Annotated in this window: 8 protein-coding genes; 7 read left to right on the plus strand and 1 reads right to left on the minus strand. The window is 41.3% G+C overall.

Annotation, left to right across the window (positions count from 1 at the left end):
* Positions 1-22 precede the first annotated feature (22 nt).
* Positions 23-4,024, minus strand: coding sequence for a hybrid sensor histidine kinase/response regulator transcription factor (locus D1614_RS12200; protein WP_119438230.1), 4,002 nt, complete (start codon positions 4,022-4,024; stop codon positions 23-25).
* A 215-nt stretch (positions 4,025-4,239) separates the two neighbouring features.
* Here D1614_RS12200 and D1614_RS12205 point away from each other — a divergent pair, with 215 nt between their 5' ends.
* The 7 genes from D1614_RS12205 (at position 4,240) to D1614_RS12235 (ending at position 17,208) form a co-directional block, all read left to right on the plus strand.
* Positions 4,240-5,745: an IPT/TIG domain-containing protein gene (locus D1614_RS12205; RefSeq protein ID WP_175579278.1), complete on the plus strand. Its 1,506-nt coding sequence runs from the start codon at positions 4,240-4,242 to the stop codon at positions 5,743-5,745.
* A 19-nt stretch (positions 5,746-5,764) separates the two neighbouring features.
* Positions 5,765-8,866, plus strand: coding sequence for a SusC/RagA family TonB-linked outer membrane protein (locus D1614_RS12210; RefSeq protein ID WP_119438231.1), 3,102 nt, complete (start codon positions 5,765-5,767; stop codon positions 8,864-8,866).
* Between the two features lie 12 nt (positions 8,867-8,878).
* Complete coding sequence (locus tag D1614_RS12215) at positions 8,879-10,939, plus strand: RagB/SusD family nutrient uptake outer membrane protein (RefSeq protein WP_119438232.1); 2,061 nt, start codon at positions 8,879-8,881, stop codon at positions 10,937-10,939.
* A 36-nt stretch (positions 10,940-10,975) separates the two neighbouring features.
* Positions 10,976-11,971 (plus strand): BT_3044 domain-containing protein, encoded by a 996-nt coding sequence (locus tag D1614_RS12220; RefSeq protein WP_119438233.1) that lies wholly within the window; start codon positions 10,976-10,978, stop codon positions 11,969-11,971.
* 47 nt (positions 11,972-12,018) lie between these two features.
* Positions 12,019-13,134 (plus strand): BACON domain-containing protein, encoded by a 1,116-nt coding sequence (locus D1614_RS12225; protein WP_162304482.1) that lies wholly within the window; start codon positions 12,019-12,021, stop codon positions 13,132-13,134.
* A 310-nt stretch (positions 13,135-13,444) separates the two neighbouring features.
* On the plus strand, positions 13,445-15,334 hold the full coding sequence (locus D1614_RS12230; RefSeq protein WP_119438235.1) for a beta-N-acetylhexosaminidase: 1,890 nt from the start codon (positions 13,445-13,447) through the stop codon (positions 15,332-15,334).
* A 71-nt stretch (positions 15,335-15,405) separates the two neighbouring features.
* Entirely contained in the window at positions 15,406-17,208 is a 1,803-nt protein-coding gene (locus tag D1614_RS12235; protein WP_206610005.1) for a hypothetical protein, read from the plus strand.
* Positions 17,209-17,246: the final 38 nt, after the last annotated feature.

A 17,246-nucleotide genomic window follows, 5' to 3' on the forward strand; every position in this document is an offset into this window, starting at 1 on the left:
GCACAATTGGTAACAAATATATTTATGCATAATCTTTCGGGGAAACCCCAAATTGTTTTTTAAATGATTTTGAGAAATATGGATAGTGGTTGAAGCCGGTATTGTTAGCAACATCAATTAAACTTAGTTTTTGTTCTCTAATAAGTTCTGCGGCTCGTTTTAGTCGATAGGTTCTAATAAAATCATTCGGAGGCATATCACTGAGTCCTTTTATTTTCCGATAGAATCCGGTTCTGCTGAAACCTAGTTCTCTCGCAATAGAATCAATATTTAAGTCGGGGTTTGCTAAGTCTTTTTGAATGATTTGAATTAGTTTATCCATGAAATTCTGGTCGTGAGGGCCCAATGACGGAGGAGGAGTCTCAACTTTTGAATTTGAAGGTTCAGAATAGTATTTTCTGATATTATTGCGGCTGGTAAATATATTTTTAACGGTCAGTAATAAATAATCAAGATTAAAAGGTTTGCAGATGTAGGCATCAGCCCCTAGTTCTAATCCTTCTAACTGTTCATTGACCGAAGTTTTTGCTGTCAGCAATATGATTGGAATATGACTGAATTCGGGGTGGCGTTTGACCGAATTGCACAACTCGTAGCCGGATAATCCTGGCATTAGCACATCACTTATGATCAGATCAGGAGAATTGCTCTGAATCAGTGACCATGCAATGAGGCCGTCTGGTGCTTCAATAAGCTCATAACGACCGCTTAATATGCTTCGGATAAAACTTCTCAATTCGGTATTGTCTTCAGCAAGCAATATTGTGTAATCTTTATTTTTTTTATCTGTAATCTTCTCTTCTTGTTTAATAGGTATAATCTCTTGTATTTCTTTTTCTTCAGTAATTTTATTGGATTCAGGGTAAATATCTCCCATTGGAAGGATGAACGAGAATTGCATGCCTCCTTCTTGACAATTTATGGCTTTGATTTTTCCATTGTGCGCTTCTACCAATCTTTTAGAATAATTTAAACCAATTCCACTTCCATGATTTCCTGGAACCTTATCTGTTAATTCGTTTATTTGGCGGTACCGGATAAAAAGCTCATGAAGTTTATCGTTGGGTATTCCTGGTCCGTTATCTTTTACTATAATCTCGATAAAAGAATAAGACGGAGCCTGATAGTGTTGTTTTGCTTCATCGGGGGTGATTATGTTTAAGCTTATATGAACCATACCTCCCCGGGGGGTGAATTTTATAGCATTAGATAATAAATTGTATAGAACTTTCTCAACTTTATCTGTGTCTATCCAAAGGAACAAACTAGGAGTGAGATGTGTAAAGCTTAACGTAAGTTGTTGCCGATTGGCAGTGTCCAAAAAAATAGAATGGATATTTTTTACAAATTGTATAATGTCGGTTTGTTGGACCTTTAGATTAAACATTCCGTTTTCCATTTTATTGAAGTCGAGCAGTTGGTTGATTAATCGCAACATGCTGTGCACATTTTTGGATATTATTTTTAGCAAATGATTTTCTTTTTCTGAAAAGCTATTTGAAGTCGATAATTGCTGTAACGGAGCAGAAATCAGTGTTAAAGGAGTTCTTATTTCATGTGAAATGTTAGTGAAGAAGTTTACTTTCATATTCGAAATCTGTCTTTCTCTTTCTCTTTCTTTTTGTTCTGCCTCCAGTTGATGCTGGTTTAATCTTGTTTTTAGGATTAATTTAAAAAGTATGTAAACAATGCCTGAAATTGTGAATATGTAAATTACCCAAGCAGGCCATGAAAACCAAGGGGCTGACTTAATATTGATTCTAAGAGTGGCGGGAGCCAAACACTCTTGACCTTCACCGTTAAAAGCTTTTACTTTAAAAAGGTATTTACCCGGTTTTAAATTTGAATAAGTAGCCCTTCTGTAGTTGCCAACATAATTCCAGTCTCGTTCAAATCCTTCCAATTTATAAGCATAAGTTAATTTGGAAGAGAATAAAAAATCAATTCCGGTATAGTCAATAGAGAACACATTCTGACGATGATTAAGTGTTATCTGTTTTACAAATGGAATACTTTGGGGTAGAACAGAATTCGATGAGGGCTTTATACTTTGGTTTAGAATCTTAAAATCTGTTAGTTGGACAACAGGAGAATTTTTGGGAGACAAACTAAATAATGGGTTGAAAAATGTCAGTCCGTGGTTTCCTGCAAAAAAAATACGCCCGTCAGAATGTTTCAATTTTGCCTTTTCATGAAATTGGTTTCCCAGAGTACCATCGCTGCCAAAGTAATTTACGATTGTGGTGTCACTAACATTCAATTTGGAAATTCCAAAGGAAGTACTCATCCAGATGTATCCGTGGTTGTCTTGTTCGAAAGCCAAGATATCGTTGCTGGGTAATCCTTGTTGCTTATCAAGAATCTGATGGTGTTTGAAATCGGGCGAGAAACGGAGAGCCCCGTTCCCATAACTGCCCAACCATGTATATCCCTGCTTATCCTGATAGATTGTTATGCAATTTTTTATTATTCGTTTTGCCTGCAATGAGAGAGCTTCTAAAGGAATAATGTCGTTGTTTTGATCAGGCTTGAGAAAGTATACCCCATCATTAAAAGAAGAAAAGAGAAGACTGTCATCGTTAATAATAAACACTTCCGGGATATTTCCCGAAAAAATCAGTTGAGGGGCATCGGAGATATCTCCCCTTTTTATCTTGTACAAACCCGATGTTGAGCCTATCCAAATATTGCCCGATAAGTCGGTTTTTATTGCTCCTGCCATTTTTATATTTTTTCTGGCAATTATATTGAGCAAACCTTCTTTTGAGATACCGGCCACAACCAATTGGTCGGTTAAGCCAATCCATAATCGGTTTTTTGAATCAATGGACAGCGACTCGATCAAACAATTATTGCTCGAAAACAAGTGCGAGTTATCAAAATTATAATTGGTTAACTTTCCTGAACCCGAATAATGGAAGAGTCCATAATATCGGGTGCTGATCCATAAATTTCCATAATCATCTTCAACAAGCTGTGTGACAAATTTATCTTTAAAAGTATTACTTAAATCTTGATCCGAATTAAAAAAGTTAAGGCTATTATTCCATACCTTAAATCCTTTGTCAAATGATCCGATCCAAATATTCTTGTCCTTGTCAACGGTACAGGAAAGAAGATGAGAAGATTGCAGGTTTGCCAGTGCTTGAGGAAGATTGTGTGACAATGATTGTGAAAGAATGTCGTAATGAAAAAAGCCTTGCGATGCAGTGCCTATCAAAAGTTTTAAAGGGCTTATTTCCTGTATGAAATTTATTTGAGAATGGCAGATTAATGTGTTGTCTTTTAGTGATTTGGGGAGGTCTTTGTATTGTCTGAGTATTGGGTCGAAAAGTACGATTCCTGTATCTGTACCTAACCACCAAAAGCCTTGAGGATCGTTGTATTTACATAATACTCTTTTGTTGTCAGGAAGCGAAAAAAGTTCCCATTCTCCGCTGGTATTCCGCATTGCAAGTCCTGCGGGGTGATCCATTCCCATCCATAATCTTTTCGATTCGTCTTCCCAAATCAGATTGGGGCTTAAAGGAACCGCAGTAGGCTCTAAAATCACCTGTTTCTTTATCGAATCAAGATACGCAGGGCCTACTTGGGTTGCTATCCAGATATTCTTTTTGTGGTCTTCATAAAAGAAAAGAGTGTACGGAATTCTTTTTGTCGATAGGGGATAATGTTCAAATTTCTCTGTTTTAAAATTGAAGCAATTCACACCGCTAACTGTCCCTACCCATAGTCGGTGAGATGAATCAAGGTAAAGAGAAAGAACAAAATCGTTGTCGATCGTACTTGAGTCTTTTGGGTCGTGATAATATTGGACAAATTCATAGCCATTGAACCGGTTCAATCCCCGGGGAGTGGCAATCCACATGTACCCGAGTGAATCCTGGCAAAATGATTTGATATTTAAATTCGAAATGTGAGTAGATTCTTGTTGAAAATGCTCCTGTGAAAAGGTGTTTGAACGATAAGCATCTAATATGAAAAGGTTAAAATTGGTTAGGATAAATAGAAATATTGCATGCATATCTGTGCCTTAATTAATGGCTCGTAAAAGTATGGATTTTGATTAGACGATTAACGTCTGAGAATTACATTGAACAGATAGTATAAGGAATTGAACAGAAAATGTAACTAAAGTAGTGATAGACCAAATTGAGCATTTAATTGGAATAATTGAGCTACAGTAGTGCTGGGATAAAAATTATAATTGTGCCATACTAAAACTAAAATATTGTATGTATGAAAAAATGTAAATTGATTATGGTGTATGTCATGCAGAGGTTCCTGGTTCCTGCATGCCTATGCTTTTCAGTTCTCGTGTCATGTAATGATGACGGAGCGGGTCTTGACAGACAACCGTATGATCCAACCAAACCGATTGAAATAAATGAATTTTATCCCGACTCAGGAGGGATTGCAACACCTATTATTATAGAAGGAAGCAACTTTGGTTCTGATACTACAGGGCTAAAAGTGTTCTTTAAAGACTCCCTGGGGGTAAAGCATCCCGCTGGCTTGGTAGGATCGAACGGAAACAAGATTTTTGCCATGGTTCCAAAGTTGACCTATTTAAAAAAGGTGAATATTATTGTGGAGCGAACCGATAAGAATGCTAAAACATATGCCGGTACAGCCGAAGATTATTTTGTTTACAAAACAGAAACAACGGTAAGTACAGTCTTAGGAAAACCTGAACCCGACAACCAATCGATGCCAACGGTTGGAGGTGATTTTTCATCGGCAACGCTTTCTGCTCCGTTCGCTATTGTACTAGATGATGAAGACAATATTTTTATTACAGAACGTAGCTTTTATACTCAATCCGGATATGGAGGGCAAGGCCCAAAAAATGAAAAAGGGGAAGGCGTTGCCAGTAATCTTGTTATTGCCGACACTAAAAGCCAATCTTCTACAGTAATTCTCTATAATGCCAATTTTACCAATGCCCCTACTTTTTCGGGCGAAGCAGGAAACGAATCGGTTTATATGCCTGAAGACGACGGTTTGTACTTCTATCAGTTGCTCAAGAGTTTGAGTTATGCGCCACGCCGCCGCTCTTTGATAACCGGTCCTGATACCAAAAATGTTATCGAAGGCAACTGGAAATACTCGTTTGTGGCAAATAAAGTCGACAACATGATTTATTCCGTGATGTGGAAGGGACAATTGGTGCGTTTTAATCCCTCAACACGTAACGTAGAGGTACTACTTGACAAAGTAATACCTGACATTCCGAATGCAAGAGGCCAGTCAGGTTGTAACACCTACTGTATCTTTTCTCCAACAGATCCCAATATGCTGTATTTCGCCATGGAAGAATACAATATGATTGGCCGGGTAGATGTATCAAAATTAGCCAATAAAGACAAGGCCACCTACAAAGGCGAAGCTTATGCTGGAAGATCCTTTATTGAAGGACCAGTAAACGGTAGAGGATGGGAAGATGGATTACTCGAAAACGCACGTTTTCTGAGTCCAAAACAAATCTGTTTTACTACTGACGGTAAACTCTATATCGCAGACTCAGGAAACCATTGTATACGAGTGATTGATACCACTGCTCCAAAAGACAAGGCCACTGTGAGCACAGCTATTGGCTTGCCTCAAAGTCCTGGATTCAGGGACGGTGGACCCGAAATCGCTAAATTCTATCACCCAACAGGTGTAGCTGTAAATGCCGACGGGAGTATAGTGTATGTGGCCGATCATAGGAACAAAGTAATCCGTAAACTTTCTATTGAATAATTTTAGATATATAATTGATATGAAAAAAATAATATGTTTCATCTTACTCCTGCTTGGGCTATATCCCCAAATAAGCTACGGACAAAATAAGGTAAACAGAAACCTGGAAATATCAGGTATCGTATCTGATGCCACAGGTGCTCCTCTTCCCGGAGTGTCCATATACATAAAAAACGTTCCCGGAGTTGGAACAATATCGAATGTTGATGGTGAATTCAAAATAAAAGCAGGACTTAGAGAAACGGTGGTCTTCCAGATGATTGGTATGACAACCGTAGAATTTTTTGCTGAAAAAAGCAAGGACGATTTGAAGATCGTACTGAAAGACGATGCTCAGAGTCTGGAAGAAGTGGTGGTAACCGGTTTAACTTCACAGAAGAAGGTATCAGTTGTAGGTGCAATCACCAGCATTAATGTGGAGGAGCTAAAAACACCGGCTGCATCGCTGAACAATATGTTAGGCGGTAGAGTAGCTGGTGTTATGTCAATGACAACATCGGGTGAGCCGGGTAAAAATATCTCAAACTTTTGGATTCGCGGTATCGGAACCTTTGGTGCAAATTCAGGAGCATTGGTATTGATCGACGGTCTTGAAGGTAATCTGTCAGATGTGGATCCCGACGATGTGGAATCATTTCAAATCTTGAAAGATGCTGCGGCAACAGCTGTTTACGGTGTGCGTGGAGCCAACGGTGTGGTTATTATCACAACCAAACGTGGTGCTGCCGGCAAACTGCAAATTACAGGCCGTGCCACCCTGCAGGTAAACCGATTGAAAAGGCTACCTGAATATTTGGGAGCTTACGACTACGCCAAACTGGCCAACGAAGCCAGGGCAATGTCTGGCGATCCTGATTTATACACTCGTCTCGATTTAGATGTAATCCAGTCTGGACTTGATCAGGAGCTTTATCCGGATGTTAATTGGATCGATGAAATTATGAAAAAAACTTCTTTGCAGCACAGGTATTATGTAAGTGCAAAAGGAGGAGGCGACCTGGCGAAATATTTCATTTCAATTGGAGCACAGCAGGAATATGCTGCCTACAAACAAGAGGACTCTAAATTCAAAAAACCGGTGGCATATAACAAGCTGACTTATCGTGCCAATATCGACATGAATTTAACTTCCACAACCAAACTCTATTTTGGTGTAGATGGAAATATGATCAATCACACATTGCCCGGATCACAAAATACCAACACCCTGTGGAGTGCAGTTCGTCGTCTTACACCTTTAATGTTCCCGGTTAAATATGCCGATGGAACACTGCCTACTTATGGTACCTATGACCTGTCGTCGCCCTACACCGCACTCAATTACAGCGGATACACACAAGAAAACAACTCTCGTAACATGATTACCTTGAGCCTGACTCAAGATTTTAAAGGTTTTCTCGAAGGACTTACAGTGTCGGCACAGGTAATGGCCGATTATCAAACCTTTTTCACCGAATATCGCCGTATATGGCCCAATATGTACCGCGCTTCAGGCAGAGATTCATACGGAAACCTTATTAAATCGTTGCGCATTGCTGAAACAGCTCTTTATTATGGAAACTCAAGCGACCTGTGGAGAAAAAACTACGGCGAAGTAAAAGCGAACTGGAACCGTTCATTTGGCAGCCACGATCTTGGTGCACTTTTGTATTACTACATGGAGAATATTCAGGATACCCGGTGGCGAGATTATGCTGACAATTTGGGAATCAGTTCTATTCCTGCTCGTCGCCAGAATGTTTCGGGGCGCCTTTCATACGGATATAACAACACCTATTTTATTGATGGTAACTTTGGGTACACGGGTTCATCGCAGTTTGAATCGGGTAAGCGTTTTGGGTTTTTCCCGTCTCTTGCCCTTGGTTGGGTAGTTACCGGGTACGATTGGGTAAAAAACAATTTTCCGGCACTTTCGTTCCTGAAATTCCGCGGATCGTACGGACTCGCTGGTAATGACCAGATTTCGGGTGCTGCCCGCTTCCCGTATTTAACCTTGATCGATAACCGTGCAGGAAGCTATTGGGGATACCGTGGGGCCGGTATTGTTGAAGTACAGGAAGGAGCTGATAACCTGAAGTGGGAAGTGGCCAAAAAAGCAAACTTTGGTGTTGAAGCTAACTTTTTTGACGATAACCTGAAATTGGTCGTTGATATATTCCGCGATCAGCGTGATCATATTTTTATGCCACGTGTAACTCTTCCTAACTATCTTGGATTAGTAACCACTCCCCAATCGAATGTGGGAAGTATGCACAGTTTCGGATCCGACGGGAATATTTCGTATTTCCACTCCATCAACAAAGACATGGATTTCACCCTGCGGGGCAACTATACCTTCTCTCAGAACGTTATTGATTACTACGAAGAGAACAAGTTACCTTACGATTATATGAGTGTGACCGGTAAACCTTATGGGATTATTCGCGGATATATTTCGGAAGGACTTTTTGCCAGCCAGGAAGAAATTGAAACCAGGGCCGACCAGAGTGCTTTTGGAACCGTTCGTCCCGGAGATATTAAATACCGCGATGTTAACGGAGATGGAACGATCAATGAAGACGACAAAGTGCCACTCTCTTATGGTAACCAGGTACCACGCGTAATGTATGGTTTTGGCGCCGATTTCCGCTACAAGAAACTAACAATTGCCGTTTTGTTTAAAGGTGCTGCAAAAGTGGACTACTACCGTGCAGGACTGGGTAACGATGCCGGTTGGATACCTTTCTATAACGGAGACTTAGGAAACGTGATCAAGCTGGCCAACAATCCGGCCAACAGGTGGACCCCGGCGTGGTACTCGGGTACAACGGAAACAGAAAACCCCAATGCCGAATTCCCTCGTCTTTCTTACGGTAGCAATACCAACAACTCGCAACTTTCTACCTTCTGGAAACGCGATGGCTCCTATCTTCGCCTGCAAGAGGTGAGCGCAAGGTATAAAATGGACAATTACTCGTGGATGAGCAGACTTGGATTACAATCCATCGATCTGGAATTTGTGGCAAACAACCTGTTTACTATCGACAAGGTAAAATACTTTGATCCTGAACAAGCGACTTACAATGGAGGCGCTTATCCAATACCTGCATCCTATACATTCCAAATCTACCTGAACTTTTAATTATTACTGTATATGAAAAGTATATTTAAAATATTGATAGCAGTGGCTGCCATCTCAAGCATGGCACTTAGTTCCTGCAGTTTTCTGGATGTAGATAGCTATTTTGAAGATACATTCAGACAAGATTCTATTTTCAACAGCACAAAAAATGCTGAGGGATATCTATGGAATACACCCAAAGACTTTCCTGATCCGGGGGCTATTTGGGGTAATTCATGGAACCTCGGGCAGATGGCATCCGATGAGATTACGACACGATGGAGAACTGCTGAATTCCCGGGTGTTTTGTTTACTGTGGGAGAAATAAACGAAAGAAACGTTCCATGGAGCATGAATATTTGGTACCGGATGTACCGGGTAGTTCGTCGTTGCAACACCATGCTTGCCAATGTTGATCAGATTGGTGACATGTCAACACGCGAGAAACAGATTTATGAAGGCTATGTTCATTTTTTGCGAGGTTATGCTTATTACCATTTGTTGATGAACTGGGGTCCCTGTTTAATTGTGGGTGATGAAGTTATCCCGAATTCAGAATCTGCTGAATATTATAACAAAGAACGTTCAACCTACGATGAGTCAGTTGACTACATTTGCAACGAATTCAAGTTGGCGGCACAAGTGTTACCAACTGCAGCTCAACAATCAATGAGCCTTTCCGATCGCCCTTCCAAAGGAGCCGCATTGGCTCTGATTGCACGCTTGCGTCTCTATCAGGCCTCTCCTCTGTTTAACGGAGGTGATGCTGCACGCAGAAGTTTTGGCAGTTGGACACGGAAGAGTGATGGTGTATTTTACGTGAACCAAGTGTACGATGCACGGCGTTGGGCTGTTGCAGCAGCTGCTGCAAAGGCGGTTATTGATATGAATTATTACCAGTTACACACCGTAGATGTAGATCCGCAAAATCCATATCCACTGGCATCGAATGTTCCAACAGATGCTTTCCCCAATGGTGCCGGAGGTATTGATCCCCTTCATTCATATCACGATATGTTTAACGGCGAAGGAATTATCCAAACCAACAAGGAATTTATCTGGGCAATGACGTCTCATAATGTCACCAATTACACCCGTCACTCATTTCCGGTTTATTTTGGAGGATGGGGAGGAATGGCCGTTCCTCAGCGCGTGGTCGACTGTTACCTGATGGCGGATGGGCGAACCATTCATGACGCATCAGCGGAATATTCCTATGATGCAGATTTGACAAACACCATCGGTGGAAGTGGTAAAAAATTAGGTTCCTATGTCCTTAAAGCTGATGTTCCTAAAATGTACGATAACCGCGAGGCTCGTTTTTATGCTTCCATTGGCTTTCCCGGTGCTATTTGGCAAATGAACTCCGCGTCGCAGGATGCTTCCTACACAAAAAGACAATTTTGGTTTTCGTATGATGATGTATCGGGTATCACAGGTACAGGAAATAATATCAACGACTACAACGTAAGCGGTTATTCTCCGATTAAATATATCCATCCCGATGACTCGTGGGCGAATGGTAAAGGAAACGTAAAATCGGCTTTCGTCACCAGTCCTAAACCGTTTCCGATTATTCGTTACGCCGAAGTGCTGCTCGAATATGTTGAAGCATTGAATAATGTAGAAGGATCTGAAACCGTGGAAACATTTGATGCGGTAGGTAACGAAACAGTTGAAGTAACCATTACACGCGATGTAGCTGAGATGGCCAAATATTTTAATATGATTCGTTATCGTGCCGGACTTCCGGGCGCTACCGACACACAGTTGACTAGCCAGGAGGAGTTTCAGAAAATTATTATGAATGAGCGCCAGGTCGAATTGTTCAACGAAGGTTACCGTGTCTTTGACACACGTCGGTGGGGAATATACCTTGATGAAGATGCCAACTCATCAAACTGGAGAGGCCTTAATGTGGAAAGAGACAGAACAAACAATAACAACAACGAAGGATTCTTTGATATCATAACCATTAACACGCAAAACATTCGCGATCGTGTAGCTTCTCCTAAAATGGTGTTATTGCCAATACCTCACGATGAATTGTTAAAGGTTCCTGCCATTGATCAAAATCCTGGTTGGGATAGATAATTGTTAGAATCATAAACTAATTAAATGATTTTTAATATGAAAAATAGTATAAAAGTTATTTACAGCATATTGCTGGGACTCGCTTTTGCTGGCTGTGACTCATACGATTTCGAACAGGAGCAATACAAAAACGAGATTAATCTCCTCAGTAATTCTAAAATGATCTACGACAAGCAGGTAGCAGATTTAACTAAAAGTAGCGATACAATTTATCTGGTAGCTAGCTTAAGTGGTACAAAAAACTCTGACAAAACGTTCAACGTTGCACTGATAGAGGCTGATTCACTGTTCAATGCCTATAATAAATCGAATTTCGATATTGATTCATCACGCTTTGCACGTTTGCTACCGAAAGAGTGTTATACAATTCCTAATTTTGAGATGCAGATTCCAGCAGGTGAAACACAGGTTAAGTTCCCGATTTATTTGCAAAATCTGAACAAACTCTCTCCCGACTCTCTCTATTTTTTGGACTATCAAATAGATCCTTCCAAAACAAGCGAGTTCAATCCTGAGAAGAGCGAGGTTTTACTGCGTATTTATAAAGAGAACGAGTTCTCTACCACGAAAGAAAATGTATACTACAACTACACTTCGTCCTTTATCATTACGCTATACAAGAATAATATGGAAACACGACGTCCCACAAGTTCGAATCAAGTGTTTGCACTGGGAGGCAATTCTGTTAGAATGATGGCCGGAGATGAAACGTTTGGCAGCTATACTACTGCGTATGACCGAATAAATAAAAAAAGTATCAAAGTGGTAATCGGAGATCAAACCTCGATTAATCCATTAGCACGCAATGTGACGATAGAGCCTTACAAAGAGATCGATGTGGTTCAAATGACGCCTGTTGATATGTATGACAATACATTTTTGATCAATATAATCTCAACACCCGACGGTCGCGCCACCTACTATAAAGAGTTTCGTCTTCACTATAAATACAGGTTGAGCGATGCTGATCCTTACCGGGAGGTAAAAGCAATCTTACGTATGGAATATAGCCCAAGGGCGGAATTACTGTAATGATCATGAAAGGCCCCGTGCCAATTAGAAATAATAATAAAAATCCTATGAAAAAAAATATATTATTGTTCGGATTAATCGGAATATTGATCAGTGCATTAACTATGAATTCTTGTGCTCCCGATTACGAAACGGAGTTCGAAGTGAAAACATTGGTTGTTCCGGATAAAAGCTTAACCCCGATTTCTTTTCCTATCGAAGGCGGAAATGCTGAAGCGGTGGTAGAAACAAACGTGGAGTTAAGCAACTGGTCAGCATCTTCTAATGCTGAATGGTTAAAGGTTGAAAAAAAGGAAGGTATTGTTGCCGTTACTGCCGGAAGCAATCCAACCTACGCACCTCGTATTGCCCGTATTACTATAGAATACGGACATCAGGCGTACTACATTAATGTTAATCAAAAAGGAAACAGCCCCATACTTTTAGTTGAAGGCAAAAGAAACGGTGTAGTAAAATCGCTTGGTTCAACTGCCGCAACTTTTTCTGTTCAGGTAGAATCAAATATGAATATTAATAACTTCTTGATTCCCGATACCGCCAATTTTGTTCATTTTGAATCTATTACAGATGTCGAAGGAAATACTGATGTAAAAACAGTGACATTCAAAGTGGATCAAAACATGAGCCGAAATCCCCGTTACAGTATGGTGACATTTCAGTCTTCTGACAATTATGCCTATACTGCATCATTTGTTGTTGCTCAAGCCGGAATAGTATTTACCGAAATTCCTTTAAGGGCTGATATGCTTTCTTCCAACGCGCAGGAAGTATATGAAGGGCCAATCGCGAATCTGTTGGATGGGGACCCCGGTACGTTCTTCCATTCTGCCTGGTCTTTTTCTATAAGTGAGGCTCATTATATTCAGGTTAAACTGGATGAGCCAATTTCTGGTTGTATTTTCTGGTATCAAAACCGAAACAACGGAAATGGCAAGCCAACAGATGTGTCGGTAATGGTTAGCGCCGATGGAGAAACATGGACCGAAATGACACACATCACTTCTGGGTTACCGACAGGACCATCAGAGACATATGAATCGAACTATTATACTTCGGAAACGCCGTTTACACATTTCAGGTTTGTAGTATATAAGACAAACGATGGTGTAGCACCCACATTCTTTAATATGTCAGAATTCCGGATGTATTGTATTGAAGAGTAAACTCGAATAGAAAAACTTGAAAAGACTGTATGTTTTATCAAGTGAAAAGCAAAAATAATTAGGGTGAAGGCAGCCATCTTGGCTGCCTTACTTTCAGCTAATTTTAATGTGATTCTTTTTGCAAGTAGATTGACTAAAAAATGGCTGTCTCGAAACAAGTAACAGTCTGGCCGAAAAATGTAGTCGAATTGAATTTTAATCTTGCTGTTGATTGGAAAATGGAAGTAAGGAAAATCTTTACAAATCAAATATTGGGATCAAGAGCTGGAACGAAGTATTGAAAAATATTTCTGAACAATAGAAAAATGAAATGAGAAAAACAAAAATAAACAAATGGTCTGCGTTTATCTTATTTGCGCTGGCTTCCTCTTTACAAATAAATGTTTCCTGGGGGCAGGAAAACGAAGCACTGATTCCCAAACCCGTATCAGAAACCAGGCGTTCAGGTCAGTTTGTTCTTTCCGGAAAAACAAAAATGCAGGTTTCTTCGGATAACGCAGAATTACAGACAATAGCCGATCTGTTTATTGGCGATATTGCAGAACTTTCAGGAATTTCGATTGAGAAAGGGGAGAGAAAGGCAAAAAGTACCATTGAGTTTAGGTTGAACATGGTGTCCGACTCTTTGCTGGGTACCGAAGGATATAAAATGAAAATTGCTCCCGGGCATGTTCTTATTCTGGCCAATCAACCACAAGGGATTTTTTACGGAGCACAAACATTATTACAGATGATCCCTGCAAATAGTGCAGCTGAGGTGTCCATCCCATGTGCCGAATTGATTGATTATCCGCGTTTCGGATGGCGTGGCTTGATGCTGGATGTAAGCCGCCATTTCTTTACCAAAGAAGAAGTGAAACAGTATATCGATCAATTGGCAAAGTACAAATACAATGTATTCCATTGGCATCTGACCGATGATCCGGGGTGGCGGATTGAAATAAAGGGATTGCCTGAATTAACCAATGTGGGTTCCCTGCGGGTTCCACGCACCGGAAATTTTGGCCATTTCCAACCTCCTTATCCGGGAGAAGAGGCTACCGATGGCGGATTTTATACACAGGAAGACATTCGCGAAATAGTAAAGTATGCCCAGGAACGTTTCGTTACAATTGTTCCTGAAATTGATATTCCGGGGCATAGTCTGGCGTTTATTGCTTCCTATCCCGATGCTTCGTGTACGCAGCTAAAATATCCGGTAAACGCAGGTTTTGCCATGCCTGTCGACCGGGTTCTTTGTGCCGGGAACGAAGATAATTTCAAAAAACTTGAACTTATTTTTTCAGAAGTAGCTTCGCTGTTTCCCGGAGAATACATTCATATCGGTGGCGATGAAGCTGAAAAGGATTATTGGCGGGAGTGTCCGAAATGCCAGCAGCGAATGAAAACCGAAGGGCTGAAGAATGAAGATGAACTTCAGAGTTATTTTATAAAAAGGGTAAGTAAAATACTGGAAGCAAACGGGAAAAAACTGATTGGATGGGATGAGATTCTTGAAGGCGGACTGGCACCCGATGCAACCGTGATGTCGTGGCGGGGAACCGAAGGGGGAGCTGCTGCAGCAAAAGCCGGGCATCCGGTGATTATGACCCCAAACGAATTTTGTTATCTCGACCATACTCAGGGCGAAAATGTAATCGAACGTTATGGCATCCTTTTCTGTTGTTTTATGCGGATGCGCGAAGTATATAAATTTAATCCGAATGAAGGTGTAGCTGATTCAACTTATGTGTTGGGGGCACAGGGAAATCTTTGGACAGAGATGGTCCCGAATTACCGGAGGGCAGAATACATGACCTGGCCACGTGGAATGGCTTTATCTGAAATAATGTGGTCGCCAATTCGAAACCGCGACTGGGACGAATTTGTGTCCCGTGCCGAAGCTCATTTCCCCCGGTTCGAACAAGCCGATGTGAATTATTCTCCCGCAATTTATGACCCGGATATTAAGATGGTGGAATCAGATACAGGGGAATATCAGATTATTTTTACTCCGGAAATTAAGGGATTGGATATTTATTACTCGTTTGATATGACTTTCCCCGATAAATTTTATCCCAAATACGAAGATAAACCTATTTCTATTCCGTCAGGAGCGACTGAAATATGGGCAATTTCGTATAGGAACGGGAACCCGATTGGCCGTTTGCTGGTGATAACACTGGATGAGTTAAAGAACCGTCTTGAAAAGAAAAAGTAATCAGGTTTGGTTTTTACCATTTCTTATTGTGACTGAGTGGAAAACTATTGCTAAAGAACAATTTGACAGAAATGATCAACTATAAGTTATTAAAAATAGTATTTGTATTGTTGTTTCTTCATGCCAGCTCAGGCATGGCTCAATCTGTAGTTAGCGACCAGTGGGCGGCAACTGATGCACTCGGACGCGAGTTGCGTAATTACAAAACTGCCGGAGATAAAAAGAAGGACAAATTCATTGCTATGTTTTACTGGACCTGGCACCAGGGAAATGACGACACTACCTACCAGGTGAAAAACATCACCGAAATAGTCCGCCAGTTTCCCGAGGCGATGAAAGACTACCATCATCCGGCATGGGGAACCAAACAACCCGGCTTTTTTTTCTGGGAACAACCGCTGCTGGGATATTACAAAACCACTGATCCATGGGTGCTTCGGAAACATGCTGAAATGTTGGCTGATGCAGGAGTGGATGCTGTTTTCTTCGATTGCACCAACGGTAGTCTTACCTGGGAAGATTCGTACGAAGCTTTGATGAAATCATGGGATCAGGCGCAGGAAGATGGCGTGAACGTTCCGAAAATAGCCTATATGTTGCCATTTGGACCGGCTCCTCATTCGCTGGTGTCACTCCGTCAACTTTACCGCGATGTGTACAACCCCGGCCGGTATAAAAACCTTTGGTTTATGTGGAAAGGAAAACCCTGCATAATGGGGTACCCCGATAATTTAACTGATTCGGAAGAAGACCGAGAGATTGCCGAATTTTTCACTTTTCGTCCCGGACAACCCGATTATGTTGACGGGCCTTCGCGAAACGATCAGTGGGGATGGCTCGAAAACTACCCGCAGCACGGTTATGTGAAGGCAGAGAACGGAACCTTTGAACAGGTGACGGTAGGTGTGGCACAAAATGCCAGTCCTGAAACCAACGGGCATTGCTGTGCCTTTAACCTTCCGGGGGCACAGGGACGTCATTTCAGCAAACAAAAGGGCTTTGACCCGCGCGTGGATGGATACCTGTATGGATGGAATTTTCAGGAACAGTGGGACCGTGCCTTTGAATTGGACCCGGAACTCGTTTTTGTTACCGGTTGGAATGAATTTATAGCCGGACAGTGGTTGCCAGAACATGGCTGGACGGGTGATCCGTTTTCTTTTGTCGATCAGTATGACTGGGAACACAGCCGCGATATTGAACCCAACAAAGGCTGGGGCGACAAGGGAGATGTGTACTACCTCCAGCTGATTGATCAGGTACGCAAATTTAAAGGGATGACACCGCCCGAAAAGGTTTCTGCAGCTAAAACAATAAAGATCGGAAAAGCAGATGGATGGAACGATGTGCAGCCATATTATGCCCATTACAAGGGCAACACGGAGCACCGAGATCACAGGGGACGTTACGATCAATACTATGTAAATAATACCGGACGAAATGATATTGTGGGAGCAAAAGTAGCCCGCGATGCTCAAAACATTTATTTCTATGTTGAAACTGCAGAAAAGCTGAGCCCCAAAACCGACCGTAACTGGATGATGTTGCTGATCGACTCGGACCGGGATAAATCAACCGGATGGAATGGCTATGACTTTATTGTGAACCGGATTGCACCAGACAAAAAGGCAACCGTGGAAAAAAATATCGGAAACCGTTGGGAGTGGGAGAAAGTTACCGGAACAAATTATGCGGTTAACGGAAATAAGCTGGAATTGGAAATTCCCCGAAATATCCTGGATTTGGATGGGAAAAGCGTTGACATTGAATTTAAATGGAATGATAACATGCAGGAGAATGGGAACATTATGGATTTTTATGTAAACGGGGACACGGCTCCCGGCGGGCGTTTCAATTTCGTATATACAGAATAGATTGACTATAAGATAGTTTAACCAACTAATAATAATAT

The organism is Maribellus luteus, assembly GCF_003576475.1.
GTDB lineage: Bacteria > Bacteroidota > Bacteroidia > Bacteroidales > Prolixibacteraceae > Draconibacterium > Draconibacterium luteum.